Here is a 24272-nt window from a genome sequence, read left to right on the forward strand (position 1 = left end):
TCTCCAATTAATGCATGCTTGAAGGGAGCTGGGCATATGAAACGCACTTGGATGATTACAGGAATGAGCAACAATTTTGGACAGCGCTTGATTCAAAACTTGATCAAGAAGGGTAAGCAGGCAACAACGAATGCCCAGAACGAATTAAAGATTAAATCACGTGACCAAGGTCAAGTTGATTTAATGATTAACTTACGTGGCTAACCATTTCATTTGAAGATAATAGTAAGGTTGAATCTTTTAAGGTTCAACCTTTTTTTATTTATCGGAAATGGTGAACAAAGGGTGGTTAAGATGTACTATGTATGTGAATAAGTAAACAATTCAGTATAGGCTCAATGAGTGAAAGGAAAGTCGGTGATCATCATGAAGAGCGAAAATAAGGCGGCAACGATGCCCTTAACCCAACTTTTAAGTGATTTGAAAACGAGCGATCAAGGTCTGAGTGAAGACGTGGCAGCTGCGCGATTGAAGACGGTTGGTCAAAATACGATTCACCGGCAAAAACAGCAATCGCAATTACTGATTTTCTTGAAGAATTTTACGAGTTTAATGGCGATTTTACTATGGGTCAGCGGCATCATTGCGATGTTAAGCGGCTCGGTCGAACTGGGAATAGCGATTTGGGCGGTCAATATCATCAATGGTGTTTTTAGCTATTGGCAAGAACACCGAGCCGCTAAGGCAACTGATTCACTAATGGCAATGCTGCCAACCTACACGCGCGTTCATCGGGATGGTAAAGTCAAGCAGATCAATGCGTTAGACCTTGTCCCAGGCGATGTATTTGACTTGCAGGCCGGTAATGCCGTTCCGGCAGACGCCCGGTTACTAGAAGCAACTTCGGTACAGGTCGATCAATCGGCACTGACGGGTGAAACCGTTCCGGAATCAAAAAGTGTTGAATTTACCCCTGGAGAGGGAAAGTACGCCGAATCGAACATTGTTTATGCAGGTACTGCTGTTGGTGCAGGGACAGCGAAAGCCGTGGTCATTGCCACGGGAATGGCGACCGAATTTGGTAAAATTGCGTCGTTAACTGAAAAACAGAGTAATCTGACGAGCCCATTAACTTTGGAACTGAATCGATTGACGAAGCAGATTTCGATCATCGCCATGATTATTGGGTTGCTGTTCTTCCTAACGGCCACTTTCTTCGTGCACTATCCAGTCAATCAATCGTTTATTTTCGCCCTGGGAATGATCGTCGCGTTTATCCCAGAAGGACTGTTACCCACCGTGACACTTTCGCTGGCTAGGGGGGTCCAAAAAATGGCCAAGCGGCATGCATTAGTCAAAGATTTGAATAGTGTGGAGACCCTCGGCGAAACAACGGTGATTTGCTCAGATAAGACCGGGACGCTGACTCAAAATCAGATGACGGTTAACCATATTTGGGTGCCCACGGGAGAGTTCACCGTTTCTGGTCAAGGCTTCGTTAATAATGGTCAAGTTGAGAAGGACGGCCAGCCGGTTTCAAAGGTGGGTACACCAGACTTGAATCGGCTGATTTCGATTGCAGCGTTGAATAACGACACCCAAGTTGAAAATAATGGGAAATTAAAAAAGCCCAAGATCTTGGGGACACCGACCGAGGCGGCATTGGTCATCCTTTGCCAAAAAGCCGGTTTCGATACGGCAGCACATTTGAAAATTATGCCACGGGTTAAGGAGCTGCCCTTCGATTCCCGCCGTAAAATGATGACCACGGTTCATCGTGAGGGTAACCAGCTTGATATTTACGTTAAGGGGGCGTTAAGTGATCTGCTTGGACAATGTACCCAAATTCAGGTCAATGGCATTTCCCGGGAAATAACGGCTGCAGATAAAGAAAGTATTGATGCTGCTAACGAAAAATACGCTGCTCAAGGATTGCGCTCCCTCGCTTTTGCCTACCGGTCAATTCCGTTTAAAAATCAGACTCAAGTTGATGGGTTGGAAATTGCTAATGCCGAGAAACAGCTGATTTTTGTGGGCTTAACGGCAATGTCAGATCCGCCACGGCCAGAAATTTATGGCGCCGTGAAAAAATGTCACGAGGCTCAAATTAAAATTATTATGGTTACCGGTGATAGTCAGTTAACTGCCAAGTCAATTGCGATGCAGATTGGTTTGACCTCTGATAAAGCACGGGTGATCACTGGTGCTGAGTTGGATACCCTAAATGATCATGACTTGAAAGAAGCCCTGCAGGAGGAAATTATTTTTGCCCGGGTCGCGCCAGAACAGAAGTATAAGATTGTTTCGACGTTACAGAGTATGGGTGAAGTGGTGGCCTCGACTGGTGACGGGGTCAACGATGCCCCAGCTTTGAAGAAGGCCAATATTGGGGTAGCCATGGGGGTCACTGGTACGGACGTTGCAAAAGACGCGGCCAATATGATCCTAACCGATGATAACTTTGCTTCGATTGTGGCAGCCATTGAAGAAGGCCGGGTCGTCTATAGTAATTTGCAAAAGTTTCTGCTTTACATTCTCAACTCTAATATGCCAGAAGCGGTCCCCTCAGCACTGTTTCTGTTTAGTCGAGGATTGATCCCGTTACCATTAACGATTATGCAAATCCTAACGGTTGATTTAGGCACTGATTTGCTGCCTGCTCTAGGACTAGGGTCTGAGGCAGCAGAGCCTGGCGTGATGCAGCAACCGCCACGTGCTAAAACCGCGCACTTATTGAGTAAGCGGATCCTTTGGAAGGCTTTTGCGTGGTATGGTGCCATTGCTTCCGTCATTTCGACGTTGGCCTACTTCTTTGCTAATCTGCAAGCAGGATGGCCGAACCGTGCTCTGCTTTCAAGTGGTGTTGGGTACAGTCGGGCGACTACGATGACATTGGCAGCCATCATTTTTTGCCAGATTGCAGCGGCTTTGAACTGCCGAACGGAAGAAGAGTCGATCTTCAAAGTGGGGATTTTCAGTAATCATATTATCTGGGTAGGAATCGTTGTTGAAGTGCTCCTCTTGATGATTCTCTCTTACACGCCGGTATTACAGAGCGTCTTCCATATGACACCGTTATTAGGCCAGGATTGGTTATTCTTGTGTGTGATCCCGATTCCCATTGTCTTAGTTGAAGAGGGCCGTAAGTGGGTTCAGCGGAAACGAAAACGAAGCTAGATATTTTGACAATAACTGAATCAGGGACAGCCTAACTCAAATCTGAGGATTGTTAGGCTGCGGTTGTGCCATAAAGCGATATCGACAAGGATTTAATCTAATTTCTTGACGTACACACAGCCTAAAATTTGCTTTAGTTCATGACTTAAATATAGCCTTAACCTGCTCTACAACTCAGATTCCGGCCATATAACACCAAACAACGTCATCCCGATAAACCCATCGGAATGACGTCGTTTGGTGTTATATTCTGGAATCTACCGAGTTGTGTCACAGCCTCAAATAACACGTCGCTGTCGCTAGTAATCAGAGGGCGTAACGGTTGACAAACCCTTTATTGACTTGTAGTCTAATCAATTAGTTAGGTAACTTGTCAATTAAGTTAACAGTGACAACTAACGATGGTTAATTTTTGTAAGAGAGAAGGCAGTTACGTGTTAGAGAAAACCGTGTACCGACAATTATTGAGCCGTGCATTTGATATTCCCGTTTCAGTAACATACTGGGATGGTAAGGAAGAAACTTATGGTGACGGCGAACCGGTTGTTAAAATCCGGTTTAATGAAGAACTTCCGTTGAAGAGCTTTACTGACGAGCCAACTTTAACATTAGCCGAAGACTATATGAAGGGTGCCATTGAGATTGATGGCAGCATTCAAGAACTGGTGGCTTCAGCCTTCCGTTCAACTGATAGTTTTTTGACCAATAATCCGTTTATCAAGCATTTTCCGAAAATGTCCCATTCTGAAAAGAAAAGTCAAAAGGACATTCAAAGTCATTATGATATTGGTAACGACTTTTATAAAATGTGGTTAGATAAGACGATGACTTATTCGTGTGCTTACTTTAAACACGATGATGATACGTTGGAAGAAGCCCAGGTTAACAAACTGCACCATATTTTAAATAAACTAAAACCAGAACCTGGTAAACGGCTGCTGGATATTGGTAGCGGCTGGGGGACACTGTTGATCATGGCCGCTGAAGAATACGGCCTCCATGCTACTGGTATCACCCTTAGTCAAGAACAATACGACTACACCCAGCAACAGATCAAAGACCGTCACCTTGAAGGCAAGGTTGATGTCTTGCTGGAAGACTACCGTGAAGTCCATGATCAGTTTGATTACGTGACTTCCGTTGGGATGTTCGAACATGTTGGTAAGGAAAACCTTGGCCTCTACTTTAAAAAGGTTGCCGATTTCATGAAGCCAAACGGCCGTGCTCTGATTCACGGGATTACCGGCCAGCATGAAGGTGCCGGAGTTGATCCATTTATTACGAAGTATGTTTTCCCTGGCGGATACATCCCGAATGTCGCAGAAAACTTACAGCACATTATGGACGCTAAGCTGCAATTTTCTGATATTGAACCGCTGCGTCGCCATTATCAAAGAACGCTTGAAATGTGGTTTAAAAACTACCAAAAAGTTGAAGATAAGACGGCCGAAAAGTATGGGAAAGAATTTGCCCGGATGTGGAGCATGTATCTTCAAGCCTGTGCCGGCTCATTTGAAGGCGGCAACATCGACGTCATGCAGTACTTACTGGTAAAAGCACCCAGTGGCACTGGCCTGCCGATGACCCGTCAGTATGTGTATGATGCTGATAATAAAGAGATTGCGCAAAATGCCTAGCATGCGATAAAGGCTAGAATTTAAAGTTAATAAAGCCTATTCCGGGAAACGTTGTCGGAATAGGCTTTATTTGGATTAAATGGATCGAATCAGTTAACAAACCCACTTTAATATCGCTATGATAGACTTAGGATTATTAATGGAGATGGTAATTTGGTTTCAGTTCAGGTGGTTGAAGCATTTATTCGGGGAAAAGTGAGCGATGAAAAGTGTGAGGACACCATTGTTAATACACCAGACTTTATTGGCATTGTTGATGGTGTCACGAGTAAGTCGAACTTTACGTATCAAGGGAAGACAACTGGCAAGTTGGCTTCCACGTTAATTGCGGGTGTTTTAGAACGGCTGCCAAGGGACGCCAAGCTGACCGCATTGATCGAACAGGTGAATCAAGAATTTGCTGCGTTTTATGACCGAATTCATTTTACAGCTGATCGACGCAGTCAGGGCCTTCAGGCAGTGGCGGTCGTTTATTCACGGTTCCGTAATGAACTGTGGCAGATCGGTGATGCGCAAATTAACTTGGATGGCCGACTACTGACTAATCCTAAACCAAGTGACCTTGTCCTATCGAATATGCGTAGCTTGATTTTGCGCTTGTCTGCAGACGGCCAGCAACAAGATCCCGGTCGTCAGGCCATTTTACCCTGGATTTTAAAGGCCACCCAATTTGCTAATTCAACTGATCGTGAGTGGGGATACGCCATCTTTAATGGCCAATCAATCCCAGCTTCATTGCTGAAGATCTACCCGTTAACTCAAGAGCCACATGAAATCGTTCTAGCCAGTGATGGTTATCCCAGAGCTGCGACCAGTTTAGCTGAATCAGAGGCGGAACTCAGAGCTGTCCTGCAAAATGATCCAGAGTGCAGTCATCAGTATCGGTCAACGAAGGGAGTTGTACCCGGTAATCGCTCGTTTGATGATCGCAGTCTGATTCATTTCAAAGTGACACCAGCAGAATAAACCAAAAAAGCCGCCGGAATATGGCGGATGAACTCAGGGTTCATCTTTCATATCCCAACGGCTTTTTTGGCCTTGAACAGGCTTAAAGGTTATTTTTTGGTGTTAGCTGCGGTGCGCTTAGCATCCCGGATGACTTTCATCGCCCGTTTTCGGGTCTTTAAGCTGGGACTCTTAAGACGACGGTAAGCGCTAGCCAGATCACTTTTTTCCATAGGTAATCTCCTTGTGTTTTACCAAGATGCCTTACGGACGCCAGGAATTTGACCAAGGTGCGCGTATTTCCGAAAATTCAAGCGAGACATATTGAACTTACGCATGTAGCCACGCGGTCGGCCGTCTAAACCATCCCGGTTACGTAACCGGTTAGGATTAGAATCCTTGGGTAGTCGTGCTAAGGCCTCGTAGTCGCCCTGAGCTTTTAATTCACGCCGAATAGTTGCGTATTTGGCGATCAGCTCACGCTGCTTATTGTACTTCGCAATCTTTGATTTCTTTGCCATATTTCCTCCAATGACTTAGTGATGTAGGTGTAACCAACCATTAAGTAATTACTCGGTTAATAGCGTTAGCAGTATTATAATCTGTCACAACAACGGTTCTAATCTACCAATAATTGCTTCGAATTACTACTATTTTGACTTGGTTTAATTAAACTGTAATAATTACGCTTTGCAGCTGATACAGAGCAGCAGTAATTATGGTAAAATGATAACTGAAAATTGAATGCACTAGGGGCGCCATTTGGCTGAGATAGATGAATCTAGTCCCTTCGAACCTGTATAGTTAATACTTGCGAAGGAAAGTGTACGTGAACATCAAAGAAATGATGATCTTTCAGTGCGCGGAACCAACTGCGGCTGGAAGATTTTTTGTTTGGAAAAGGGGCTTTTAGATTGGGTAATACGAAACCGAGCGGGCTATTTCTGCTCTGGATGGGTGCAGCGATTTCAATCGCTGAAATTGTGACGGGGACGTTGATTGCACCATTAGGTTGGAAAAGTGGGCTACTCGCCATTTTGATTGGTCATATTATCGGCTGTTTTGTCTTTTTGTTGCCAGCCGGTTACTTGTCAGCGCAACAGAATCGGACAGCGATTCAAGCCACTCGAACGGTTTTTGGACAACCAGGTGTCTGGCTGTTTTCGTTGCTGAACGCGTTGCAGCTGCTAGGTTGGACGGCGGTGATGATTGTCAACGCCCAGCTGGCGATGAACGGACTTTCGAAGGCGCTGTTCAACTACCGCTCCGTATTAGTAATGTCACTAGTCGTAGCCGTATTGATCGTCGTTTGGCTGTTAATGGATCATAAATGGCTCTTTAAGGTGAACAACGTGATCGTGGTGCTTTTAGCTATCGGAATGGTACTGATGCTTTGGACCATTATTAAAGAGGGCCGGCTGCAAAACAGTGCCAATTTGGCACCATTAAGTTTTGGTGCCGCGGTTGAATTAAACGTCACCATGGCACTTTCGTGGTTACCACTGATCGGCGACTACACCCAGCATACTGATCAACCCTTTAAAACCAGTATGGCCAGTGTTTGCGGCTACTTTATTGCCAGTGTTGCCATGTTTTCCCTGGGGCTGTTCACGGTGATTTTAACTGGGCAAGCCGACTTTACAACGGTGCTGTCCCATTCCAGCATGGGGATGATTGCTTTACTGGTGATTGTTTTTTCAACGGTGACAACGACTTTCATGGATGCCTACTCTGCTGCTACTAACATTGCTAACTTGGTGAAAACCAAGGCCGTGAATCTGGTAGCTATCGGTGTGACGATTTTAGGCTTATTGATTGCGCTATTTGTATCAATGGCCTATTATCAAAACTTCTTAAATGCCATTGGCGCAGTTTTCACACCCTTGTTTGCAATTTTATTTGTCAGCGTCTTTTTGATGCATCAACGGCTTTCATTACCGCTGAACTTTATTTGGTGGCTGATTGGTGTCGTTGGTTATTCGTGGTTGCAAAAGTTAGATTTCTTCTTGGGGACGACCTTCTTCTTGCTACTGGTTCTGGGATTAGGGGTTTATCTGACCGGATTAGTGACGAAGAAATACCCGTTGATGACGGATTAGTTGAGTGAGAGTCGCTTAAGAAGAGCATAGAGAGGAATAACAGTTATGAACAAGAAAGTTTATTATTTAACCTTAACGTCCGTTCTTGTTGCTTTAGGGGTTATCGGTGGCAGTTTGTTTGAGTTCACAGTGGGTGTGGCAAAAGTTGCTCCGATGCAGCATTTGATCAACGTTGTTTCGGGTGCTTTATTAGGCCCGTGGTGGGCAATGACGCAAGCCTTTCTAACGTCATTGATTCGTAATCTGTTAGGAACTGGCACGATTTTAGCCTTTCCCGGTAGTATGTTCGGTGCCTTTTTGAGCGGCCTACTGTTCAGATACACGAAGCGGCTGATTGCGGCGGTGTTCGGTGAATTGATTGGGACTGGTATTATCGGCGCTATTGCAGCTTATCCGATTGCGGCTTGGCTATTAGGCGCTAAGGGGGCCCTCTGGCTATTTGTGCCGAGCTTCTTCCTCAGTGCACTCGTGGGTTCAGTTATTGCCTATGTGTTATTGAAAAGTATCTGGGCAACGGTTATTCAGCCGCAGTTGAATCGAATTAATAAGTAGTGTGAAAAAATAGCGTGCTGACCAGTCGTGAGACTGTCAGACACGCTATTTTTTTGCAGTTAAATAAGGTGGTAATGATCGTCGGTTAACATAAAGCTGTCCTTCAAACCGGATGTAATGGCAACTCTGAAGTCGCGGGTGACAAAAATAGCGTCCAGCCCGGGCTGCTTTTCAATCATGGGAATCCCCTTTTCGATATCTTGGTAGAAAGCTTCAGTAGTCCAAATATCGCCATCAATGGAGAGGTCACTCACAATAGTGACACTCTCCAAATCGTTTTGAATCGGATAACCGGTCTTAGAGTCAAACATGTGATGGTAGTTGTGACCGTTGATAACCAAGTAGCGCTCATAGATGCCAGAGGTGACGATCGATTTTGCGGGGGTGGTTAAAACGCCCAGTGCAACGTGACGTTCTTTTAAAGGGTTCTGAACGCCAATTCGCCATTGGCCATTTGTATGCGCACTGTCACCCACTAACAGGATGTTACCGCCAAGATCGATGATGCCGCTTTTGACACCGCGCGACACCCATAAATCCTTGATAGCATCTGCAATGTAGCCTTTAGCAATGCCACCCAGATCGATTTCCATTCCCGGCTTAGTGAGGAAAACGGTTCGATTCTGATCGTCTAGCTGGATATCGGCAGGATCAATGAGCTGCAGGCGTTCTTTAATGTCTGCATCAGACGGCAGGTTAGCACCATCAAAACCAATTTTCCAGAGCTTGACCAGTGGTCCAATGGCGGTATTAAAGCCCAAGTGCCAATTGCTGACTTCCACTGCACGTTTAACCAGTTTGTAGGTGATTTCTGAGACCTGAACGGGTTTTTGGCCCGCAGCATGGTTGACCGACATCACTTCAGAAACGGGGCGGTTAACCGTCAAAATATCTTCATAGTGCGCAATCAAGTCATTGCCTGCATCGAGATCTGCTTCGGTTGCTGGTTCGTTCACCGAGAGGGTTATGGCTGTTCCTAAGCCATAGTATTTTTTTTGAATCATCAAGGAGTCACGCCTTCCATAAAAAGTCTTATTAAAAGTCTTATTAGTTTAAGATAACACAAAACCGCGTTGACTGAATATAGCAGTCAACGCGGTTCATTACTATCTGAAAGGTCTAACAATTGTGAGAATGAATTTGCATTTCATGAGATACGCGTGATTAGGTGTTACAAAGCTACATGCTTGATGAGGTAAGACGCTCTAGCGGCTCGTAACACCCAAGGACCCTATTGAGTAGTTTCTTTCATACACTATTCCTCCATTTCTACTGTGATGAAAAACTTATGTATACCAATTACGGATGGACAAGGTCACTTCCTTTAATTGGATTGCCGTTACTATAACATTAAATTAAAATGAGTGCAACATTAAGATAAAATTAGATAAAGGTATCAGATCCATACTCAGCCAATGACTCAGAGAACTTGCCATTTAGCCGAGAGCAGCGTAATTTAAAAGGTGTATCAAAGAGATAGAGAGAAGAGAGGGTCAAAATTGAAAGTTGAAAAACTGACAAAGCTGACGGAAACAAATGAGCAGGCACTGATGGCGATTTGGCTTGCGGGAAATTTGGATTCTCACCCGTTTATCGCTGCAAAATACTGGCAGGATCGCGTCTCTGCAGTTTCAAAGCAACTGGCGAAGGCGACGATTTATGTTGTGCTGCAAGACGATCAGATCATTGGTTTTGCGGGAATGATGACGAATTATCTAGCTGGTTTATTTGTTAAACCGGGTTTCCGTGACGAGGGGATCGGCAGTCTTTTGCTGTTCGCGCTGAAATCAGATTATAAACAAATTCGTTTAAGTGTCTATGAAAAAAATAGTAAAGCAGTTCGGTTCTATGAGCGCCAAGATTTCGACAAAATTGACCGTTCATTAAATCCAGAAACCAATGAAGTTGAATTAAAAATGAAATGGAAAGAATAACCGTTATTTGGTCAAAACTAGATGTTGCTGGCTGCTGCTAATATCGCTTTCTCCTAGTCTTACCAGGTGTAAAAGGCTTATAATAGACGTGTGATTTAAAGAGAATTGAACAGTTCAGTCTTGAATTGATAATCTTATGTTTAGGGGGGCACTATCCAATGGGGATTATTTTGGTATTTATATTTGGCATCATGACTATCATGGGGGGATTATCATGGTGGTATGCAGCACATTATAATGGCTTGGTCGGGACAACTGCGATTTTGACCATCATCAGTGTGGCTGGTTTGCTATTCAGCTTTGGTTACGTTTATAAAAATGGTTGGGTGAAGCCAAGACAGGATCAGACAGTTGCTCAAAAGGCCAACGTTAAATCGAACCAATATTTTGCTCAAAAGAGTTCGGAAGCTGCTTCAATTGCTCTGCAGCATAAGGCAGAACAAAACGTCTTGCAGCAGTTACAGAAGTCGTACAGCGAAAAGGTTGGCGATGTTAGTTTTGATCAGGAAACTAAGACGTATACGATCACGCCAACGAATGCTAAGTACGTTAAAGCGGTCAAGACAATGTGGCAATATCCGAAAACCAATGCTAAATCGATCAAGACGATGTCAGACAACTATTTAAAGATGTCACAGTCAATCGACAAATCATTAAAGAGCAGCTACACCCTTCAAGTCAAACAATCAAAGAGTGGACCTGTCATTTTATCAATAAAGGATGGCAAGGCCAGCATCATGAATGAGAGTCAACAGAAATAGAATTACGGTTTTGAAAAGTAATCTGCGAAGCATGGCATAAAATTCAACTGAATTTTATGCCATGCTTTTTTGATGCCCCAAAGTGGACATCCCCTGAAACGGTGGTATGTCTAGCCCAATTGTGCCTTTTTTCACGATCAGCAGGAAGTCATTTAAAAATTAAATAAATTTAGAAACAGCTTGACAGTCTAGATGGAAGGGCTTACATTTAGTTATGCAAACGTTTGTGCAAACGTTTGCACGAAATAACTTCGATTTAATTTGAAACGGAACAGCGACATTTGATTGATTGCAATTATTGATAGAAAGGCTGTTCTGATAAAAAGACACCACTTAATGCCTATCTGGCCAATACCGTTAAGCGATGTTACAAAATCATTTTGTAAAGGGATGTATTGAGATGGAAAAATGGTGGGAAAACGCAGTTGTTTATCAAGTTTACCCTGCAAGTTATCAAGATAGTAACAATGATGGGATTGGCGATTTACCTGGGATCACTGAACGACTAGACTACATCAAAAAGCTGGGTGCCGACATTGTTTGGCTAAGCCCAATTTACAAATCACCACAGGTTGATAACGGGTACGATATTGCGGATTATCAAGCAATCAACCCTGATTTTGGGACGATGGCAGATTTTGATGCGCTGCTGGCAAAAGCCCATGATTTAGGTTTGAAGATTATGATGGACATTGTTGTTAACCATACTTCGGATCAGCATCAGTGGTTCAAAGAAGCCTTAAAGGGTAAGGATAACCCCTATCGTGATTACTACATCTGGAAAGATGGTAAAAATGGAAGCGCTCCCAACAACTGGGGTTCCTTCTTCACCGGTCCTGCTTGGGAAAAGGATGATCAATCTGATCAGTACTACCTGCATTTGTTTGCTAAGGAACAGCCAGATCTTAACTGGGAAAATCCTAAATTACGCCATTCCGTTTACGACATGATGAACTGGTGGGCAGATAAAGGGGTTGATGGTTTCCGGATGGATGTCATTAACTATATTTCTAAGCCAGAAGGTTTGCCAGACGCCAAGAAGAACCCCGACGATCTGTACGCTAACCCTGAACCAATGGTTGCAAACGGCCATCGGATTCATGAATTCCTGCAAGAAATGAATCAAAACGTAATGAGTAAGCACGATGTCGTAACCGTTGGTGAAGCACCATCCGTTACCACTGATGAAGCCAAGAAATACGCCAACTTAAACAACCAAGAGCTGAACATGGTCTTCCAGTTTGAACACATGTGCTTGGATGGCAATGATAATCCAGCTCTAGGGCGTTGGGCTGATAAAAAGGCGAGCTTAAAGGATTTACGGGCTAACTTGTCAAAATGGCAAGAAGCTTTAGCTGGTAAGGCCTGGAACTCTCTCTATTGGAACAACCATGACCAACCTCGTGTTGTATCACGTTTTGGCGATGACAGTACCGAAGAATACCGGGTATTAAGTGCCAAAATGCTGGCAACCATGCTGCACATGCAGCAAGGAACCCCATACGTCTTCGAAGGTGAAGAAATCGGTATGACCAACGCCTACTTCGATAAACTGGATGATTACGTTGACCTTGACTCCATTAATTCTTATCACCAAATCGTTGATCAGCAAAAGCTGGTTGATGGTAAGACCATGATGAAATACATCGCTAAGCACAGTCGGGATAACGCACGGACCCCAATGCAATGGGACAGCAGTAAAAACGCAGGCTTTTCTGACCATCAAACTTGGGAAAAGATGAATCCGCGGTACCACGACATTAACGTCAAGCAAGCTCTGGATGATAAAAACTCGGTTTTCTACTACTACCAAAAGCTGATCAAGTTACGTCATGAGTTACCGGTCATTACCAATGGGACTTATGCGCTAGTTGACGGCAATGATCAGGATGAACAAGTTTATGCCTACACCCGGAAGAATGCTGATACGACCTTGCTGGTGATCTTAAATTACACCAAGGAAAACGTTCAGCGGCACTATGATGTTCCAGCCAATGCCAAAGTGCTGATCAGTAATTATTCAGATGATCAGGGCGATAATATCCGTCCTTATGAAGCAAAAGTCTATCAATTTTAACGGATTAAATGAGGAGTGTGACAAACATGGAAAAAGCTTCAACGGTTTCTTTAAAGAAGGGTAAAAAACCGGAATCAGAACCAGTCGAAACGGTTGCTGACGCCAATTTACCAACTTTACCAATGAAGACGATTTTAGCCATGACGTTTGGCTGTATTGGGGTCAACATGGCGTTTACGTTACAAGGATCGCAAATGAGCCGGATTACCCAAACGATTGGTGTTAATCCTAATAGTTTAGGCTTCTTCTTCCTGTTGCCCCCATTGTTAGGGATGTTGGTTCAGCCATTGTTAGGTAAGTATTCTGATAGTACTTGGACTAAGTTTGGCCGGCGGATTCCTTACTTGCTGGTTGGTGCCCCAATTACCGCCATTGTGATGGTGATGTTACCATTCACTGGATCCTTTGGTTTTGGTTATGGTTCTCTAACGGCGCTGATCTACGCCGCGGTTGCCATTGCCCTGATGGATATGTTTAGTAATATCTGTTTGGCACCATTCCGGATGCTTGCTGGTGACATGGTTAACAACAAGCAAAAGAACTCAGCTTGGTCATGGCAACAGATTTTTGGTTATGCAGGTGGTATTTTAGCTGCACTGCTGCCATACTTACTGACTAAAGTTGGTTTGGCCAACACTGCTGCTAAGGGTAAGGTCCCAGATACCGTTATTTGGGCTTACTTGATTGGGGCTGCTATTCTGTTAGTGACCTGCGCAGTGACTATTTTCAACGTCCATGAATACGATCCAGAAACTTACGCTAAGTATCACCAAATCGCCGTTAAGACGAAAGCAACCTCAGTTAGTCTGTGGCAATTAGTTAAAAAAGCACCACGCTCATTCTGGGAATTAGCAGTTGTTCAATTATTCAGTTGGATCGGGATCATGTACACCTGGACTTACGCAACGGGTGCCATGGCTAAGAACATTTGGAACACCACCAACCCAACTTCAGCCGGCTTCCAAGCCGCTGGTAACTGGTATGGTGTCATGACGGCCTTCTACAGTGTTGCCGCATTGCTTTGGGGCTTCGTTTATGCTAAAACTAAGCCTAATCAGCGTAAATTCTGGTACTCATTTGGCCTATTTGCGGATGCATTGAGCATCATCATTGTTGCCCTGACGCATAATCAGTGGATCGCACTGGCTGCGTTTGCCCTTTATGGTATCGGGAACTTTACCATTAATACTTTACCATTCACAATGCTGACCTCTTCATTGCATGGTGAAAATGAAGGTTCTTACTTGGGATTATTCAATATTGCGGTCTGCATGCCGCAAATCATCGGTTCTTTGCTCAGCTTCTGGCTCTTCCCACTGTTAGGAAACAGTCAACCAATGATGATGATCTTTGGCTTCATTGCAATGATCATCGGTGGACTCTCAGTCGCCATTGTACATGAAGGTAAGTAGACGCGACTTTTAAGTGATGAAGTTGTAAAATTCAAGTGATGACAGGAAAGAAGGGACGGTACCAGTGATTACCATTAAGGACATCGCCAAAAAAGTGGGTGTTGCACCCTCAACGGTTTCACGGGTGCTAGCCAATAAAGCTGACTTTTACACGGCGGAAACCGTTGCGAAAGTCAAAACAGCCGCTCGGGAATTAGGGTATAAAAAGAACCAGTCAGCTGCCGATTTAGTTAAACAGCACAGTAATGTGATTGCGGCGGTAGTAAGTTCCGTTAAGACTAATTTCGCGGGTGAAATCATCGAAGAAATCCAAAAGAAGGCTGCCGAGTACGGCTACAAGTTAATCGTGGTTTACTCGCACAGTGCTGATCCCGTTGAGCAAAAGAGTGCTTTGATGACGGTGATTGAACGTCCTGTCATGGGTGTTTTGCTCTTATCGATGGCGCTGTCAGATGATAACTTAAAGTTGCTGGAAGAAGCACAGACGTCGTTTTGTTTCTTATCAATGGGCTTTGACGACGATCGGCCATTCATTAGTTCTGACGATCTGGCCATCGGTTACCAAGCAACGAAGTACCTGATTGATAAAGGCCATCGGCGGATCGGCTTTGCCGGGCTCGACCGGTACCCCAATACGGGTCGGTTGCGGTTAGCGGGGTATCAAAAAGCGCTAGCTGAAATTGGCGTGACGCCTGAGGATCATTGGGTTCAGTCGGGTGATTACAGCTATGAATCAGGACTTAGAGCCATGCAGCAATACGGCGCAAAGACTGATTTAACGGGTGTGGTTGCCGCCAGTGATATGGTAGCCATCGGGGTTTTAAATCAGGCCCACTTGTTTAAACTAAGCGTACCAGACGACTTATCGGTCATCGGGATTGACGGTACCGAAATGTGTGAAATCGTTCAGCCCCAGTTGACCAGTATCTCGCAAGACTTCTATAAAATGGGCGTTGCGGGTGTTGAACGGCTTCGGCAATTAGATTTGAAACAGCAAGTCGTTAAGAACAAACAAGAATTTGTCCCCACTAAACTGATAGAACGTGGCAGCGTGACTTATGCTGCTGAATAGCTTAAAAGCTCACTGATCGTTAATTTGATCAGTGAGCTTTTTTATACTTCATTTATTCAGCTGAGACGGGTTTTGAGACACCAGCCGTTTTTTGGTGATCATAAATAATCCGGGTGTGCTTGCTGACTCGCGTCAGAATCAAGTAGTGATTAGCGTTTACGGTAGATCGATAACCGCCATAGTAGTGGTAGCCAATTCGACGTGGCTGGACCCGCTTATTGAAGCTGTAATTGGTGAGCGGCAATTCGTTTGCCGTAATAATGTTAGCGTCGCCGTATTGAACCGTTTTGACCGGGTAGAGTTTGAGGCCAAATTGCTCACCGTGTGCCTGTTCAGTGGCTGTGAGCGGGTAGGAGACTGGTTTCGTATATTTGCTAGGATTATTATGGATAGCTTCGTTGATTTTTAAATATTGCTGCAGTGCTTTGATCTGTGATGGATCGCTTTTCGATTTTTGCAGGCGTTTTAAGTCGGCCTTAATGCCGGTGATGGTGTCAGCAACCCGACTTTGCTGTGCCGCTACTCCCGAACGAAAGGCTGTTCGATCTTGCTTCTTGGCCCATTTGATTTGTTCTGCCGTGGACATTTGAGCCAGGTCGCTTAAAGTGACGCGATGTTTCCCCGTTGGCAGCATATAAGTCATTGCCTGACCGTTTTTGAGAACAAATAACGCGCTAACAGTATCCTTATTTGTCACTTGAGTGTGAGATTGCGCAAAATGATACCACACGCGTGGCTTAGACGATTGACCGGATTTAACTAAAGCCAGTTTATGGCTAGGCTGGACCTGGGTTTGTTCATTACCGCAAGCGGTCAGGAAAAGACCAGTTAATAAAATTAATAGACTAAATAATAAGGGCTTAAAGCGGAACAACGGAATTCCTCCTAGAATTAATGCATTAAGACGCATGACGTTAAGCATTCATTTTACTATACTATGGGGAATAATAACATGAATGCAGTTAAATGAAAGCTAAATACTAAAAACAACCGGCTTTTGTCACAACTCCGGCATTTGAGTATACTGGTGATATTAGCACGAGAGTACATAAAGCCACAAACGTAATGGAGGCCAAAATATGACAGATTTTCGAATTGAATCAGACACGATCGGTGAAGTTAAGATTCCCGCTAAGGCACTGTGGGGCGCGCAAACAGAACGCAGTCGGCAGAATTTCCCAACGGGTGAGAAGATGCCGCTAGAAATCATTAAGGCGTTATTGCAAATCAAAAAAGCCGCGGCAACCGCAAATAAGGCACTAAAGACGATTGACGGGGCCAAAGCAGATTTGATCGTGGCAGCTATTGACACGTTACTGGCGCTGAGTGACACGGCCTTACGCAAAGACTTTCCGCTGGTGGTTTACCAGACTGGTTCAGGGACGCAAACCAATATGAACGTCAACGAAGTCGTGGCTCATCAGGCAGCCAAGCTTAATCCTGAGCTGGAGATCCTACCCAATGATGATGTGAATAAGGGTCAAAGTTCTAACGATCTTTTCCCAACGGCCATGAACATCACGGCGGCCAAGGCCGTTAGTAGTCTGGAAACGGCCACGCAACATTTGATTGATGAACTCAAAACTAAGCAAGCAAAATATTGGCGAACGGTAAAAATTGGCCGGACTCACCTGCAAGATGCGACGCCGTTGACTTTCGGCCAGGAAATTTCTGGCTGGGTCAGCGCGTTGACCCATGACCTGGATTACCTACAGACGTTGGGTAAAACGCTGAGTGAGTTGGCAATCGGCGGCACTGCGGTTGGCACTGGTTTGAACGCGGCTCCTGGTTTTGCCGATCGGATTGCTGCTAAGATGAGTGAGATTTACCACTTGCCGTTCACCGCCGACACCAATAAGTTTTACGGCTTAGCTCACCATTCAGGCCTAAATGTGGTCCATGGTGCCATCAAGACGTTAGCGGCCGATTTGATGAAAATTGCTAATGACGTGCGGTTCTTAGCTTCGGGTCCTCGTGCGGGTTATGGGGAATTGAACATCCCGGCCAATGAACCAGGGTCGTCGATCATGCCTGGTAAAGTCAACCCAACGCAAGCTGAGGCCATTACGATGGCTGCTGTCCGGGTCATGGGTAATGACGTGGTGGTCGGCTTAGCCTCAAGCCAAGGTAATTTTGAAATGAACGTTTATAAACCCGTCCTGATTTCAGCCTTCCTCGAATCAGCTGAATTATTAACGGGGACCATGAACGGGTTTGCTGATAAAATGATTCACGGTTTAAGCGTCAACTCAGAGCGGATGGCAGAATTAGTCCACCGTTCATTGATGACCGTGACGGCGCTGTCGCCGCACATCGGTTACCACGAAAGTGCTGCGATCGCTCAAGCAGCTTTGGCAGCAGGCACAGATTTAAAAACAGCTGCTTTGAAGTCCGGTTTGCTGACAGAAGAACAGTACGATGCGTGGGTCGTGCCGATTAAGATGACCAATATTGACCAGCAGAAAGCCACCCATGACGGAACAGATCAAGGACAGGAGGGATAAGATGGCAGCAAAATTTCATTTTCAACCCACCTCGCTGACGAAATTACGGAAGCACTACGACGTCATCGTCATCGGCTCAGGTGCTGCTGGCTTAACGGCTGCTATCCAAGCCCACGAATTAGGTCTATCACCCGTCATCCTTGAAAAAATGCCTCAGTTGGGCGGCAACACCAACCGGGCGTCATCCGGGATGAACGCTGCTGAAACGACAGTTCAATTGAAGCATCGCGTGGTCGACAGTTACGCGGAATTCTACAACGAAACGTTAAAGGGCGGCGGTGGCCGCAACAACGTTGAGTTGCTGAAGTACTTTACGGAACACGCTGTGTTAGCCATTGACTGGTTAGCTGATCACCACATTGTGTTGGATGAACTCACCATTACGGGTGGTATGAGTAAGATGCGAACCCACCGGCCCCATTCTTTAGCGGCTATCGGTGGCTTTTTGGTCACGGAACTGCTGAAGCAAGTGCAGCTCGCCCATATTCCGCTGTTTGCTGGCTTAAGGGTCACCGAGCTGACCACTGATGCAGCTGGTACAGTTACCGGCGTGCGTGCCACGACGGGCAAGCAGAGCGGGCCGCTGACAGCGGATGCCGTTATTTTGGCTACTGGCGGGTTTGGCGCTAATCCAGAGATGCTGACCAAGTACCGGCCGGATTTAAAGGGCATGAAAACGACTAATCAGCCGGGAGCTACCGGTGACGGCATCAAGCTAGCGCGGGCATTAGGCGCCAAGCTGGTGGACATGGATCAAGTGCAAGTGCATCCTACGGTTCAGCAGGATACGCCGCACGCTTATTTGATTGGTGAAGCGGTTCGTGGTGAAGGTGCCATCTTAGTTGATCAACACGGCAACCGGTTTGTTAATGAACTGGACACGCGCAAAAACGTGACAGCAGCCATTGATCAGTTAAATGAAAATGGTGCCTACCTGATTTTTGATCAGGGTATTCGCAATCGCGCTAAAGCCGTTGAGTTTTACGATTCAATCGGCTTAGTCCACACGGGTACGACCTTGACTGAACTCGCTGATCAGTTGGGCTTTGATGCGGCTACACTTCAGCAGACGGTTGCTAATTGGAACCGTGCTGTCGCCACTCAAAATGACGCAACGTTTCATCGGACCACTGGGATGGTACGCGCTATCGCCACCGCACCATTCTTCGCGATTCACATTGCGCCAGCTGTTCACTATACGATGGGCGGCATCGCTACTGATCATCAAACGGAAGTGCTTAACGAGAACGGTGCAGTGATCAAGGGGCTCTATGCCGCCGGTGAAATCGTCGGCGGCCTTCACGGCAATAACCGGATCGGTGGCAATTCCATCGCTGAAACGGTGGTATTTGGCCGCCAAGCTGGCGAGCAGGTTTTTAAGTATGTGAGTGAAAAATAGCCTAATCGTGCTTCAAAGCTCAGATTCCGGCCATTTAACGCAAATAAGGCCCATTCCGGAAGTTCATTGGAATGAGCCTTATTCACGTTAAATTCTGGAATCTACCGAGCTTTGACGCACACTGTTATTTTTGCTTCAAATGCCCATTAAAAATGGTAAACAACTCGGTTGCTTCAACTTCATTCGCATCTACTCGATTAACTAACTCAACCAATTCATCGTTGGTAAAAGTCAGTTCATAATCGTTTAAATCGGCTAAGGTCGCTACGGCAATCGCGGCTGTTTGTAAGTTCATATTCACAAACGGTTTACCGGAAATAATGGCGTCCAGCAAAAAGCCGGTTTTATTGGCGACCATTTCCCGCAGGTTTTGGTCATAGGCGTTAGATTGGGGAACCGCGATCACTTTGTCTAATTGTTCAGAGTGATTGATGCCGGGCTGTTGCCCGCCTCTGATGGCTAAGCGACTGTTGATAGCGACTAATTCATCTGCTGTTAGATAACGCATTAATTGTCACCCCGCATTTGGTTTAACGCACCTTCGAATTGATCGATGACCGTTTCCAAGCTTTGAAAAAATTGAGCATCGAGTTGAATATCATTTCGAAAAGAGACGTCGATGGCATCTCCCTTTTGAACAGCCAATTTACGAGCAATATTTGCGGGAATCGTAATGGCTAATGAATTGCCAACCTGGATGATTTGACGTTGTGATTTGATTTCATTCATGTGCTCAATATTTCCTTTCGTTATAACAAATTCATGATTTTATAGGTAGTATAGCATATTTGAACTATTTCGGCATAATAAGTTGTAAAGGTTACCGCGAACTAGGTAAAAATGAGACTATTTTGAGGAATCAAATCATTATAATGGCAAAAAGATTAAAAAATAATGTTGACATCCTCATTTGAAATGATTATGATTGGTTTTGTTAAATAAATTGCAAAACGCTATGAGAAAGTTAAGTAGCTGTTCAGCACCTGTAAGCGAGCTTCGTTAGGTGAGAGGAAGCCAGAGTTGAACAGTGAACATCCCTTTTGAGCGACGTACCGAAATAAAGTAACGTACGTTGGGCACTCCCATTATCGAGTTAGCGTATCGTCCTTGCGACCGTACGTGAAGAGGTTATTTTAGCGATAAAATAACAAAATAAGGTGGTACAGTGCAGAAGCACCCTTAGTTCACACAGAATGTGGACTGAGGGTGCTTTTTAGTTTTACATAGCGTATCAAACACATAAAGGTGGTGGTTTCCGTGGAAGGTCAGATTGAACACATTAGTCAGCTTCAAATGAATTCTCAATTATTTAGCTATCATACACATATTACGGAGGTCTTCAATCATGGAACAAGTCAAAGATTTAAATCCAAAGCCGTTATCAGTTAAACAATATCTAGTCGTCAGCTCAATGCTATTCGGTCTCTTCTTCGGTGCTGGGAATTTGATTTTCCCCATTCACTTAGGTCAATTAGCTGGTGCTCACTGGGGCATGGCTACGCTTGGTTTCCTAGTTACCGCGGTGCTCTTGCCAATGCTTTCAGTGCTGGCAGTGGCCGTTACCCGTTCAAAAGGGGTTTATGATATCGGTCGTCCCCTTGGTCCAGCGTTCGCACTGGTCTTCATGGTCATGATCCACGCCACTATCGGACCATTGTTCGGGACACCCCGGACAGCCACAATTCCATTTTCAGTTGGGGTTCAGCCACTGCTGCCTGCTAACATGGCACACGTTGGCTTGCTGGTTTTCTCAGTCCTTTTCTTCGGAACCGCTTTTCTCGTTTCGTATAAGGAATCTAACGTCATGACCAGTGTTGGTAAAGTGCTTAATCCAGTCTTTCTGTTGATGCTGTTTGCAGTCTTTGTTATGGGCTTTGCTCATCCAATGGGCACCGTTAGCAAAATGGCCGCTACCACGGCTTACCAGCACGCGTCATTCTTCAACGGTTTCTTACAGGGTTACAACACAATGGATGCTTTAGCCGGCTTGGCCTTTGGGGTTACCGTTGTGACGGCCGTTAACCAACTGGGTAAAACCACACCAAAGAGTAACGCTAAGGTGACGGCTCGCGCAGGGGTCCTTGCTACCAGTATGATCGGTTTGATCTACGTTGGGTTGATCCTATTAGGTGCCACAACTTTAGGTAAATACAAAGTTTCTGCAGATGGCGGGGTTGCTTTTAACCAATTAGTCACTTACTACTTAGGTACCCTTGGTCACGCTTTGCTAGCAACACTTTTGACAGTGACCTGCTTAACCACTGCTATCGGTTTGGTGGCAGCCTTTGCTCAAGACTTCCACAAACATTTCAGCCGTGTTAGTTACCGTCAATGGCTTGCCTTCATGTGTGCCGCTTCATTCTTGACCGCTAACTTCGGCTTGGATACCATCATCGCATGGTCGACACCAATGCTCATGTTCCTTTATCCATTTGCCATGGTACTGATCTTATTGTCAGTCTTTTCACCACTGTTCCATCGTGACGGGGTTGTCTATGCCTTCGTTGTTGCCTTTGCTTCAGTGCCTGCCTTCTTTGATATGATCGGTGCCTTCCCAGCTGTTGTCAGTCAAAGTGCCTTTGGTAAAGCGCTGACTGGTTTCCAGCAAAGCGTTTTGCCATTCGCGAACCTGGGTATGGACTGGGTCGTTCCAGCTGTAGTTGGTTTGGTATTGGGCTTAGGTGTCCACTTCTTACGGCCAGTCTTTGCTGCCCGTCGCAGTGTTGTTTCAGAACAAGTGCATAATCGTTAGAGCGTTTGACATAACTTGGTAGATTTCAGAATGTAACGTAAAAAGCCATTTCGACGTTTTTGGTCGGAGTGGTTTTTTATGTTATCGCTGATGTAGCGTAATATAATAGTAAGGAAATGAAGTAGATTTTGATCCGACGCGTATAATTAAGTTAGCAATGAGTTAAATGAAGGGCAGGTGGCATGAACGATGCATCAAGAATCGCTCTTTTCTAATCAATCGCAAAACGTCCCGCTTGCCAGCCGAGTGCGGCCTAAAGACTTGGACCAGTTTGTCGGTCAGCAGCATCTGTTGGGTGAAGGGAAGATTTTGCGTGAAATTATCGAAACGGATCAAGTTTCCTCCATGATTTTCTGGGGGCCACCGGGTGTCGGTAAAACCACGTTAGCTGAAATTATTGCTCATCAAACACACTCCAGCTTCTTGAGCTTCAGTGCTGTTGACAGCAGTATCAGTAAAATCAAGAAGATCATGAAACAGGCTGAACTAGACCGTGAAGTGGGGCAGCGCACGATGGTCTTCGTTGACGAAATTCACCGGTTCAATAAAGCCCAGCAGGATGCCTTTTTACCCTACGTTGAACGGGGCAGTATTATTTTAATTGGTGCTACGACTGAGAATCCTTCATTTGAGATTAATTCAGCGCTGCTTTCCCGCTGTAAGGTGTTCGTGCTGCATGAACTGAAGCAAGACGACATTGTGACGCTGCTCAATAACGCGCTCAGTAATCCAGCTGGTTACGGTAATCGAACAATTAAGATTACCAAAGATGAGATTCAGGCGATTGCGAACTTTGCTGATGGGGATGCCAGAACCGCTCTCAATACGTTAGAGATGGCGGTGCTGAACGGTGATAAGCAGGGTAATGAAACCACTGTTACGATGGCTGATCTCAGTCAGTTAATTACCAGAAAATTCTCCCTTTATGATAAGAATGGCGAGGAACACTACAACATTATTTCAGCCCTGCACAAATCCATGCGGAATAGTGATGTGGATGCTGCGATTTATTGGCTGTCACGGATGCTGGCAGGTGGCGAGGACCCGTTATACATTGCCAGGCGATTGGTGAGATTTGCCAGTGAAGATATTGGCTTAGCGGATACCAACGCCCTTAACGTGGCCATTAACGTCTTTCAGGCCTGTCAATTTCTTGGCATGCCAGAATGTGATGTTCATTTGGTAGAAGCCGTGACCTACCTCTCATTAGCGCCGAAATCCAACGCCATCTATAAAGCACGGCTGGCAGCGGCTAAGGATGTGAAACAAACGGCCAATGACCCAGTGCCGTTGCACATCCGCAACGCGCCAACTAAGCTGATGAAGGACCTAGGTTACGGTGAGGGTTACGAACTGGCGCATAACGCCAAGGATAAGCTGACCACAATGAAGACTATGCCGCCATCTGTGGATGGGCATGAATATTATTTGCCAACTAGTGAAGGCCATGAAAAACGGTTTAAAGACCGCCTGAATCAAATTAAGGCTTGGCACAAGCAAAATGGGTAAAAGGTTGTGTATAATAGACTTACTCATTACAGGGAGGGGTAGCCGATGCCACTGTTAGCCATTATCGTCGATGTGATTACCGCTTTTACTTATTTGTTTCAGGTCAAGTCAGGCTCAACGGGAGTTTATGTATTGGGAATCATCGTTCAAGCCGTCGCAACACTGCTGTTACTCGTTTGGGCTTTGACGTACCGACGGAAGAAGTATCGTAATCCCGTTATTTTTGGTTTTTTCACGGCCACATTTTCTTACGGCATCATCTTAATTTCCGTTGTGATCAATGCGTTAGTCTTCGTCTTATATCTGATGAACATTCTTGGGATCAATGGCGTTATTTTCAGTTAAAATAGTATAATTACCGCAGTTTTAAATGAATTGCTTATGAATCATATAACTAAATAGAAACGTGTACTAAAAGGGTTAACATTCATTTGTTAGGCCTTTTATTAGTGTTTTAAAATATTTTTAATAGGAACAATAACTGATATCTAAATCTAGTCAG

Annotated in this window: 22 protein-coding genes, 1 riboswitch and 1 other annotated feature; of the genes, 16 read left to right on the top strand and 6 right to left on the bottom strand. The window is 45.1% G+C overall.

Annotated elements, in window-relative coordinates:
• The first annotated feature begins 36 nt into the window (after positions 1-36).
• The 4 genes from IWT5_RS12170 to IWT5_RS03020 all read left to right on the top strand — a co-directional run bounded on the left by IWT5_RS12170 (position 37) and on the right by IWT5_RS03020 (position 5720).
• Positions 37-204, top strand: a complete 168-nt coding sequence (locus IWT5_RS12170; RefSeq protein WP_159459270.1) for a hypothetical protein — start codon at positions 37-39, stop codon at positions 202-204.
• 162 nt (positions 205-366) lie between these two features.
• A complete protein-coding gene (locus IWT5_RS03010) occupies positions 367-3117 on the top strand; it encodes a cation-translocating P-type ATPase (RefSeq protein ID WP_089108636.1) in 2751 nt (916 codons plus the stop codon).
• A gap of 434 nt (positions 3118-3551) precedes the next feature.
• Complete coding sequence (locus tag IWT5_RS03015; protein ID WP_089108473.1) at positions 3552-4754, top strand: SAM-dependent methyltransferase; 1203 nt, start codon at positions 3552-3554, stop codon at positions 4752-4754.
• Between the two features lie 153 nt (positions 4755-4907).
• A complete protein-coding gene (locus IWT5_RS03020; protein ID WP_089108474.1) occupies positions 4908-5720 on the top strand; it encodes a hypothetical protein in 813 nt (270 codons plus the stop codon).
• 89 nt (positions 5721-5809) lie between these two features.
• Here IWT5_RS03020 and IWT5_RS12175 read toward each other — a convergent pair whose 3' ends face one another.
• Both IWT5_RS12175 and rpsN read right to left on the bottom strand, forming a co-directional pair.
• Positions 5810-5932 carry a putative metal homeostasis protein gene (locus IWT5_RS12175; RefSeq protein ID WP_089108475.1) on the bottom strand — a complete coding sequence of 41 codons (123 nt, stop codon included), beginning with the start codon at positions 5930-5932 and terminating at the stop codon, positions 5810-5812.
• Positions 5933-5950: 18 nt separating this feature from the next.
• Positions 5951-6220, bottom strand: a complete 270-nt coding sequence (gene rpsN, locus IWT5_RS03030; RefSeq protein ID WP_089108476.1) for a 30S ribosomal protein S14 — start codon at positions 6218-6220, stop codon at positions 5951-5953.
• 220 nt (positions 6221-6440) lie between these two features.
• Positions 6441-6538, top strand: a riboswitch (TPP riboswitch).
• A 75-nt stretch (positions 6539-6613) separates the two neighbouring features.
• Here rpsN and cytX point away from each other — a divergent pair.
• Positions 6614-7798: a putative hydroxymethylpyrimidine transporter CytX gene (cytX, locus tag IWT5_RS03035; RefSeq protein ID WP_225360196.1), complete on the top strand. Its 1185-nt coding sequence runs from the start codon at positions 6614-6616 to the stop codon at positions 7796-7798.
• A 45-nt stretch (positions 7799-7843) separates the two neighbouring features.
• Positions 7844-8350, top strand: a complete 507-nt coding sequence (gene thiW / locus IWT5_RS03040; RefSeq protein WP_089108477.1) for an energy coupling factor transporter S component ThiW — start codon at positions 7844-7846, stop codon at positions 8348-8350.
• Positions 8351-8409: 59 nt separating this feature from the next.
• Here the strand turns inward: thiW and IWT5_RS03045 are convergent, their stop codons facing one another.
• Complete coding sequence (locus IWT5_RS03045; RefSeq protein WP_089108638.1) at positions 8410-9354, bottom strand: FAD:protein FMN transferase; 945 nt, start codon at positions 9352-9354, stop codon at positions 8410-8412.
• A gap of 495 nt (positions 9355-9849) precedes the next feature.
• Between IWT5_RS03045 and IWT5_RS03050 the strand changes: the two genes are divergently transcribed.
• The 5 genes from IWT5_RS03050 to IWT5_RS03070 all read left to right on the top strand — a co-directional run bounded on the left by IWT5_RS03050 (position 9850) and on the right by IWT5_RS03070 (position 15606).
• Positions 9850-10284 carry a GNAT family N-acetyltransferase gene (locus IWT5_RS03050; protein ID WP_089108478.1) on the top strand — a complete coding sequence of 145 codons (435 nt, stop codon included), beginning with the start codon at positions 9850-9852 and terminating at the stop codon, positions 10282-10284.
• 158 nt (positions 10285-10442) lie between these two features.
• On the top strand, positions 10443-11045 hold the full coding sequence (locus IWT5_RS03055) for a hypothetical protein (protein ID WP_089108479.1): 603 nt from the start codon (positions 10443-10445) through the stop codon (positions 11043-11045).
• 400 nt (positions 11046-11445) lie between these two features.
• Positions 11446-13122, top strand: a complete 1677-nt coding sequence (locus IWT5_RS03060; protein ID WP_089108480.1) for an alpha-glucosidase — start codon at positions 11446-11448, stop codon at positions 13120-13122.
• Between the two features lie 26 nt (positions 13123-13148).
• Positions 13149-14534, top strand: coding sequence for an SLC45 family MFS transporter (locus IWT5_RS03065; protein ID WP_089108481.1), 1386 nt, complete (start codon positions 13149-13151; stop codon positions 14532-14534).
• A gap of 64 nt (positions 14535-14598) precedes the next feature.
• Positions 14599-15606, top strand: a complete 1008-nt coding sequence (locus IWT5_RS03070; RefSeq protein ID WP_089108482.1) for a LacI family DNA-binding transcriptional regulator — start codon at positions 14599-14601, stop codon at positions 15604-15606.
• 52 nt (positions 15607-15658) lie between these two features.
• Here the strand turns inward: IWT5_RS03070 and IWT5_RS03075 are convergent, their stop codons facing one another.
• A complete protein-coding gene (locus tag IWT5_RS03075) occupies positions 15659-16480 on the bottom strand; it encodes a hypothetical protein (RefSeq protein ID WP_089108483.1) in 822 nt (273 codons plus the stop codon).
• A 205-nt stretch (positions 16481-16685) separates the two neighbouring features.
• On the opposite strand from IWT5_RS03075, the gene IWT5_RS03080 reads away from it, so the two are divergent.
• Both IWT5_RS03080 and IWT5_RS03085 read left to right on the top strand, forming a co-directional pair.
• Positions 16686-18110, top strand: a complete 1425-nt coding sequence (locus IWT5_RS03080; RefSeq protein WP_089108484.1) for a class II fumarate hydratase — start codon at positions 16686-16688, stop codon at positions 18108-18110.
• 1 nt (position 18111) lies between these two features.
• Entirely contained in the window at positions 18112-19509 is a 1398-nt protein-coding gene (locus IWT5_RS03085; protein ID WP_089108485.1) for a flavocytochrome c, read from the top strand.
• A gap of 124 nt (positions 19510-19633) precedes the next feature.
• Here the strand turns inward: IWT5_RS03085 and IWT5_RS03090 are convergent, their stop codons facing one another.
• Both IWT5_RS03090 and IWT5_RS03095 read right to left on the bottom strand, forming a co-directional pair.
• Positions 19634-20017, bottom strand: a complete 384-nt coding sequence (locus IWT5_RS03090) for a hypothetical protein (protein ID WP_089108486.1) — start codon at positions 20015-20017, stop codon at positions 19634-19636.
• A complete protein-coding gene (locus IWT5_RS03095; RefSeq protein ID WP_089108487.1) occupies positions 20017-20238 on the bottom strand; it encodes an AbrB/MazE/SpoVT family DNA-binding domain-containing protein in 222 nt (73 codons plus the stop codon). Before IWT5_RS03095 ends, IWT5_RS03090 begins: the two co-directional genes overlap by 1 nt.
• Before the next feature lie 217 nt (positions 20239-20455).
• Positions 20456-20693, top strand: a binding site (T-box leader).
• A gap of 161 nt (positions 20694-20854) precedes the next feature.
• On the opposite strand from IWT5_RS03095, the gene brnQ reads away from it, so the two are divergent.
• From brnQ to IWT5_RS03110, 3 genes are all read left to right on the top strand, one after another.
• Positions 20855-22261 carry a branched-chain amino acid transport system II carrier protein gene (brnQ, locus tag IWT5_RS03100; RefSeq protein WP_089108488.1) on the top strand — a complete coding sequence of 469 codons (1407 nt, stop codon included), beginning with the start codon at positions 20855-20857 and terminating at the stop codon, positions 22259-22261.
• 189 nt (positions 22262-22450) lie between these two features.
• Positions 22451-23770, top strand: a complete 1320-nt coding sequence (locus tag IWT5_RS03105) for a replication-associated recombination protein A (RefSeq protein WP_089108489.1) — start codon at positions 22451-22453, stop codon at positions 23768-23770.
• Between the two features lie 45 nt (positions 23771-23815).
• The gene (locus IWT5_RS03110; protein WP_089108490.1) at positions 23816-24115 is read left to right on the top strand and encodes a hypothetical protein; all 300 of its coding nucleotides are present in this window, start codon (positions 23816-23818) and stop codon (positions 24113-24115) included.
• Positions 24116-24272: the final 157 nt, after the last annotated feature.

It is taken from the genome of Secundilactobacillus mixtipabuli (assembly GCF_002217925.1).
In the GTDB taxonomy this organism is placed as follows: Bacteria; Bacillota; Bacilli; order Lactobacillales; family Lactobacillaceae; genus Secundilactobacillus; species Secundilactobacillus mixtipabuli.

What these genes read in the sequence shown, in the direction of transcription:
- IWT5_RS12170 (WP_159459270.1), top strand. Translation starts at nt 37, where the DNA reads ATGAAACGCACTTGGATGATTACAGGAATGAGCAACAATTTTGGACAG.
- IWT5_RS03010 (WP_089108636.1), top strand. Translation starts at nt 367, where the DNA reads ATGAAGAGCGAAAATAAGGCGGCAACGATGCCCTTAACCCAACTTTTA.
- IWT5_RS12175 (WP_089108475.1), bottom strand. Translation starts at nt 5,932, where the DNA reads ATGGAAAAAAGTGATCTGGCTAGCGCTTACCGTCGTCTTAAGAGTCCC.
- rpsN (WP_089108476.1), bottom strand. Translation starts at nt 6,220, where the DNA reads ATGGCAAAGAAATCAAAGATTGCGAAGTACAATAAGCAGCGTGAGCTG.
- thiW (WP_089108477.1), top strand. Translation starts at nt 7,844, where the DNA reads ATGAACAAGAAAGTTTATTATTTAACCTTAACGTCCGTTCTTGTTGCT.
- IWT5_RS03045 (WP_089108638.1), bottom strand. Translation starts at nt 9,354, where the DNA reads ATGATTCAAAAAAAATACTATGGCTTAGGAACAGCCATAACCCTCTCG.
- IWT5_RS03055 (WP_089108479.1), top strand. Translation starts at nt 10,443, where the DNA reads ATGGGGATTATTTTGGTATTTATATTTGGCATCATGACTATCATGGGG.
- IWT5_RS03060 (WP_089108480.1), top strand. Translation starts at nt 11,446, where the DNA reads ATGGAAAAATGGTGGGAAAACGCAGTTGTTTATCAAGTTTACCCTGCA.
- IWT5_RS03065 (WP_089108481.1), top strand. Translation starts at nt 13,149, where the DNA reads ATGGAAAAAGCTTCAACGGTTTCTTTAAAGAAGGGTAAAAAACCGGAA.
- IWT5_RS03080 (WP_089108484.1), top strand. Translation starts at nt 16,686, where the DNA reads ATGACAGATTTTCGAATTGAATCAGACACGATCGGTGAAGTTAAGATT.
- IWT5_RS03085 (WP_089108485.1), top strand. Translation starts at nt 18,112, where the DNA reads ATGGCAGCAAAATTTCATTTTCAACCCACCTCGCTGACGAAATTACGG.
- IWT5_RS03090 (WP_089108486.1), bottom strand. Translation starts at nt 20,017, where the DNA reads ATGCGTTATCTAACAGCAGATGAATTAGTCGCTATCAACAGTCGCTTA.
- IWT5_RS03095 (WP_089108487.1), bottom strand. Translation starts at nt 20,238, where the DNA reads ATGAATGAAATCAAATCACAACGTCAAATCATCCAGGTTGGCAATTCA.
- brnQ (WP_089108488.1), top strand. Translation starts at nt 20,855, where the DNA reads ATGGAACAAGTCAAAGATTTAAATCCAAAGCCGTTATCAGTTAAACAA.
- IWT5_RS03105 (WP_089108489.1), top strand. Translation starts at nt 22,451, where the DNA reads ATGCATCAAGAATCGCTCTTTTCTAATCAATCGCAAAACGTCCCGCTT.
- IWT5_RS03110 (WP_089108490.1), top strand. Translation starts at nt 23,816, where the DNA reads ATGCCACTGTTAGCCATTATCGTCGATGTGATTACCGCTTTTACTTAT.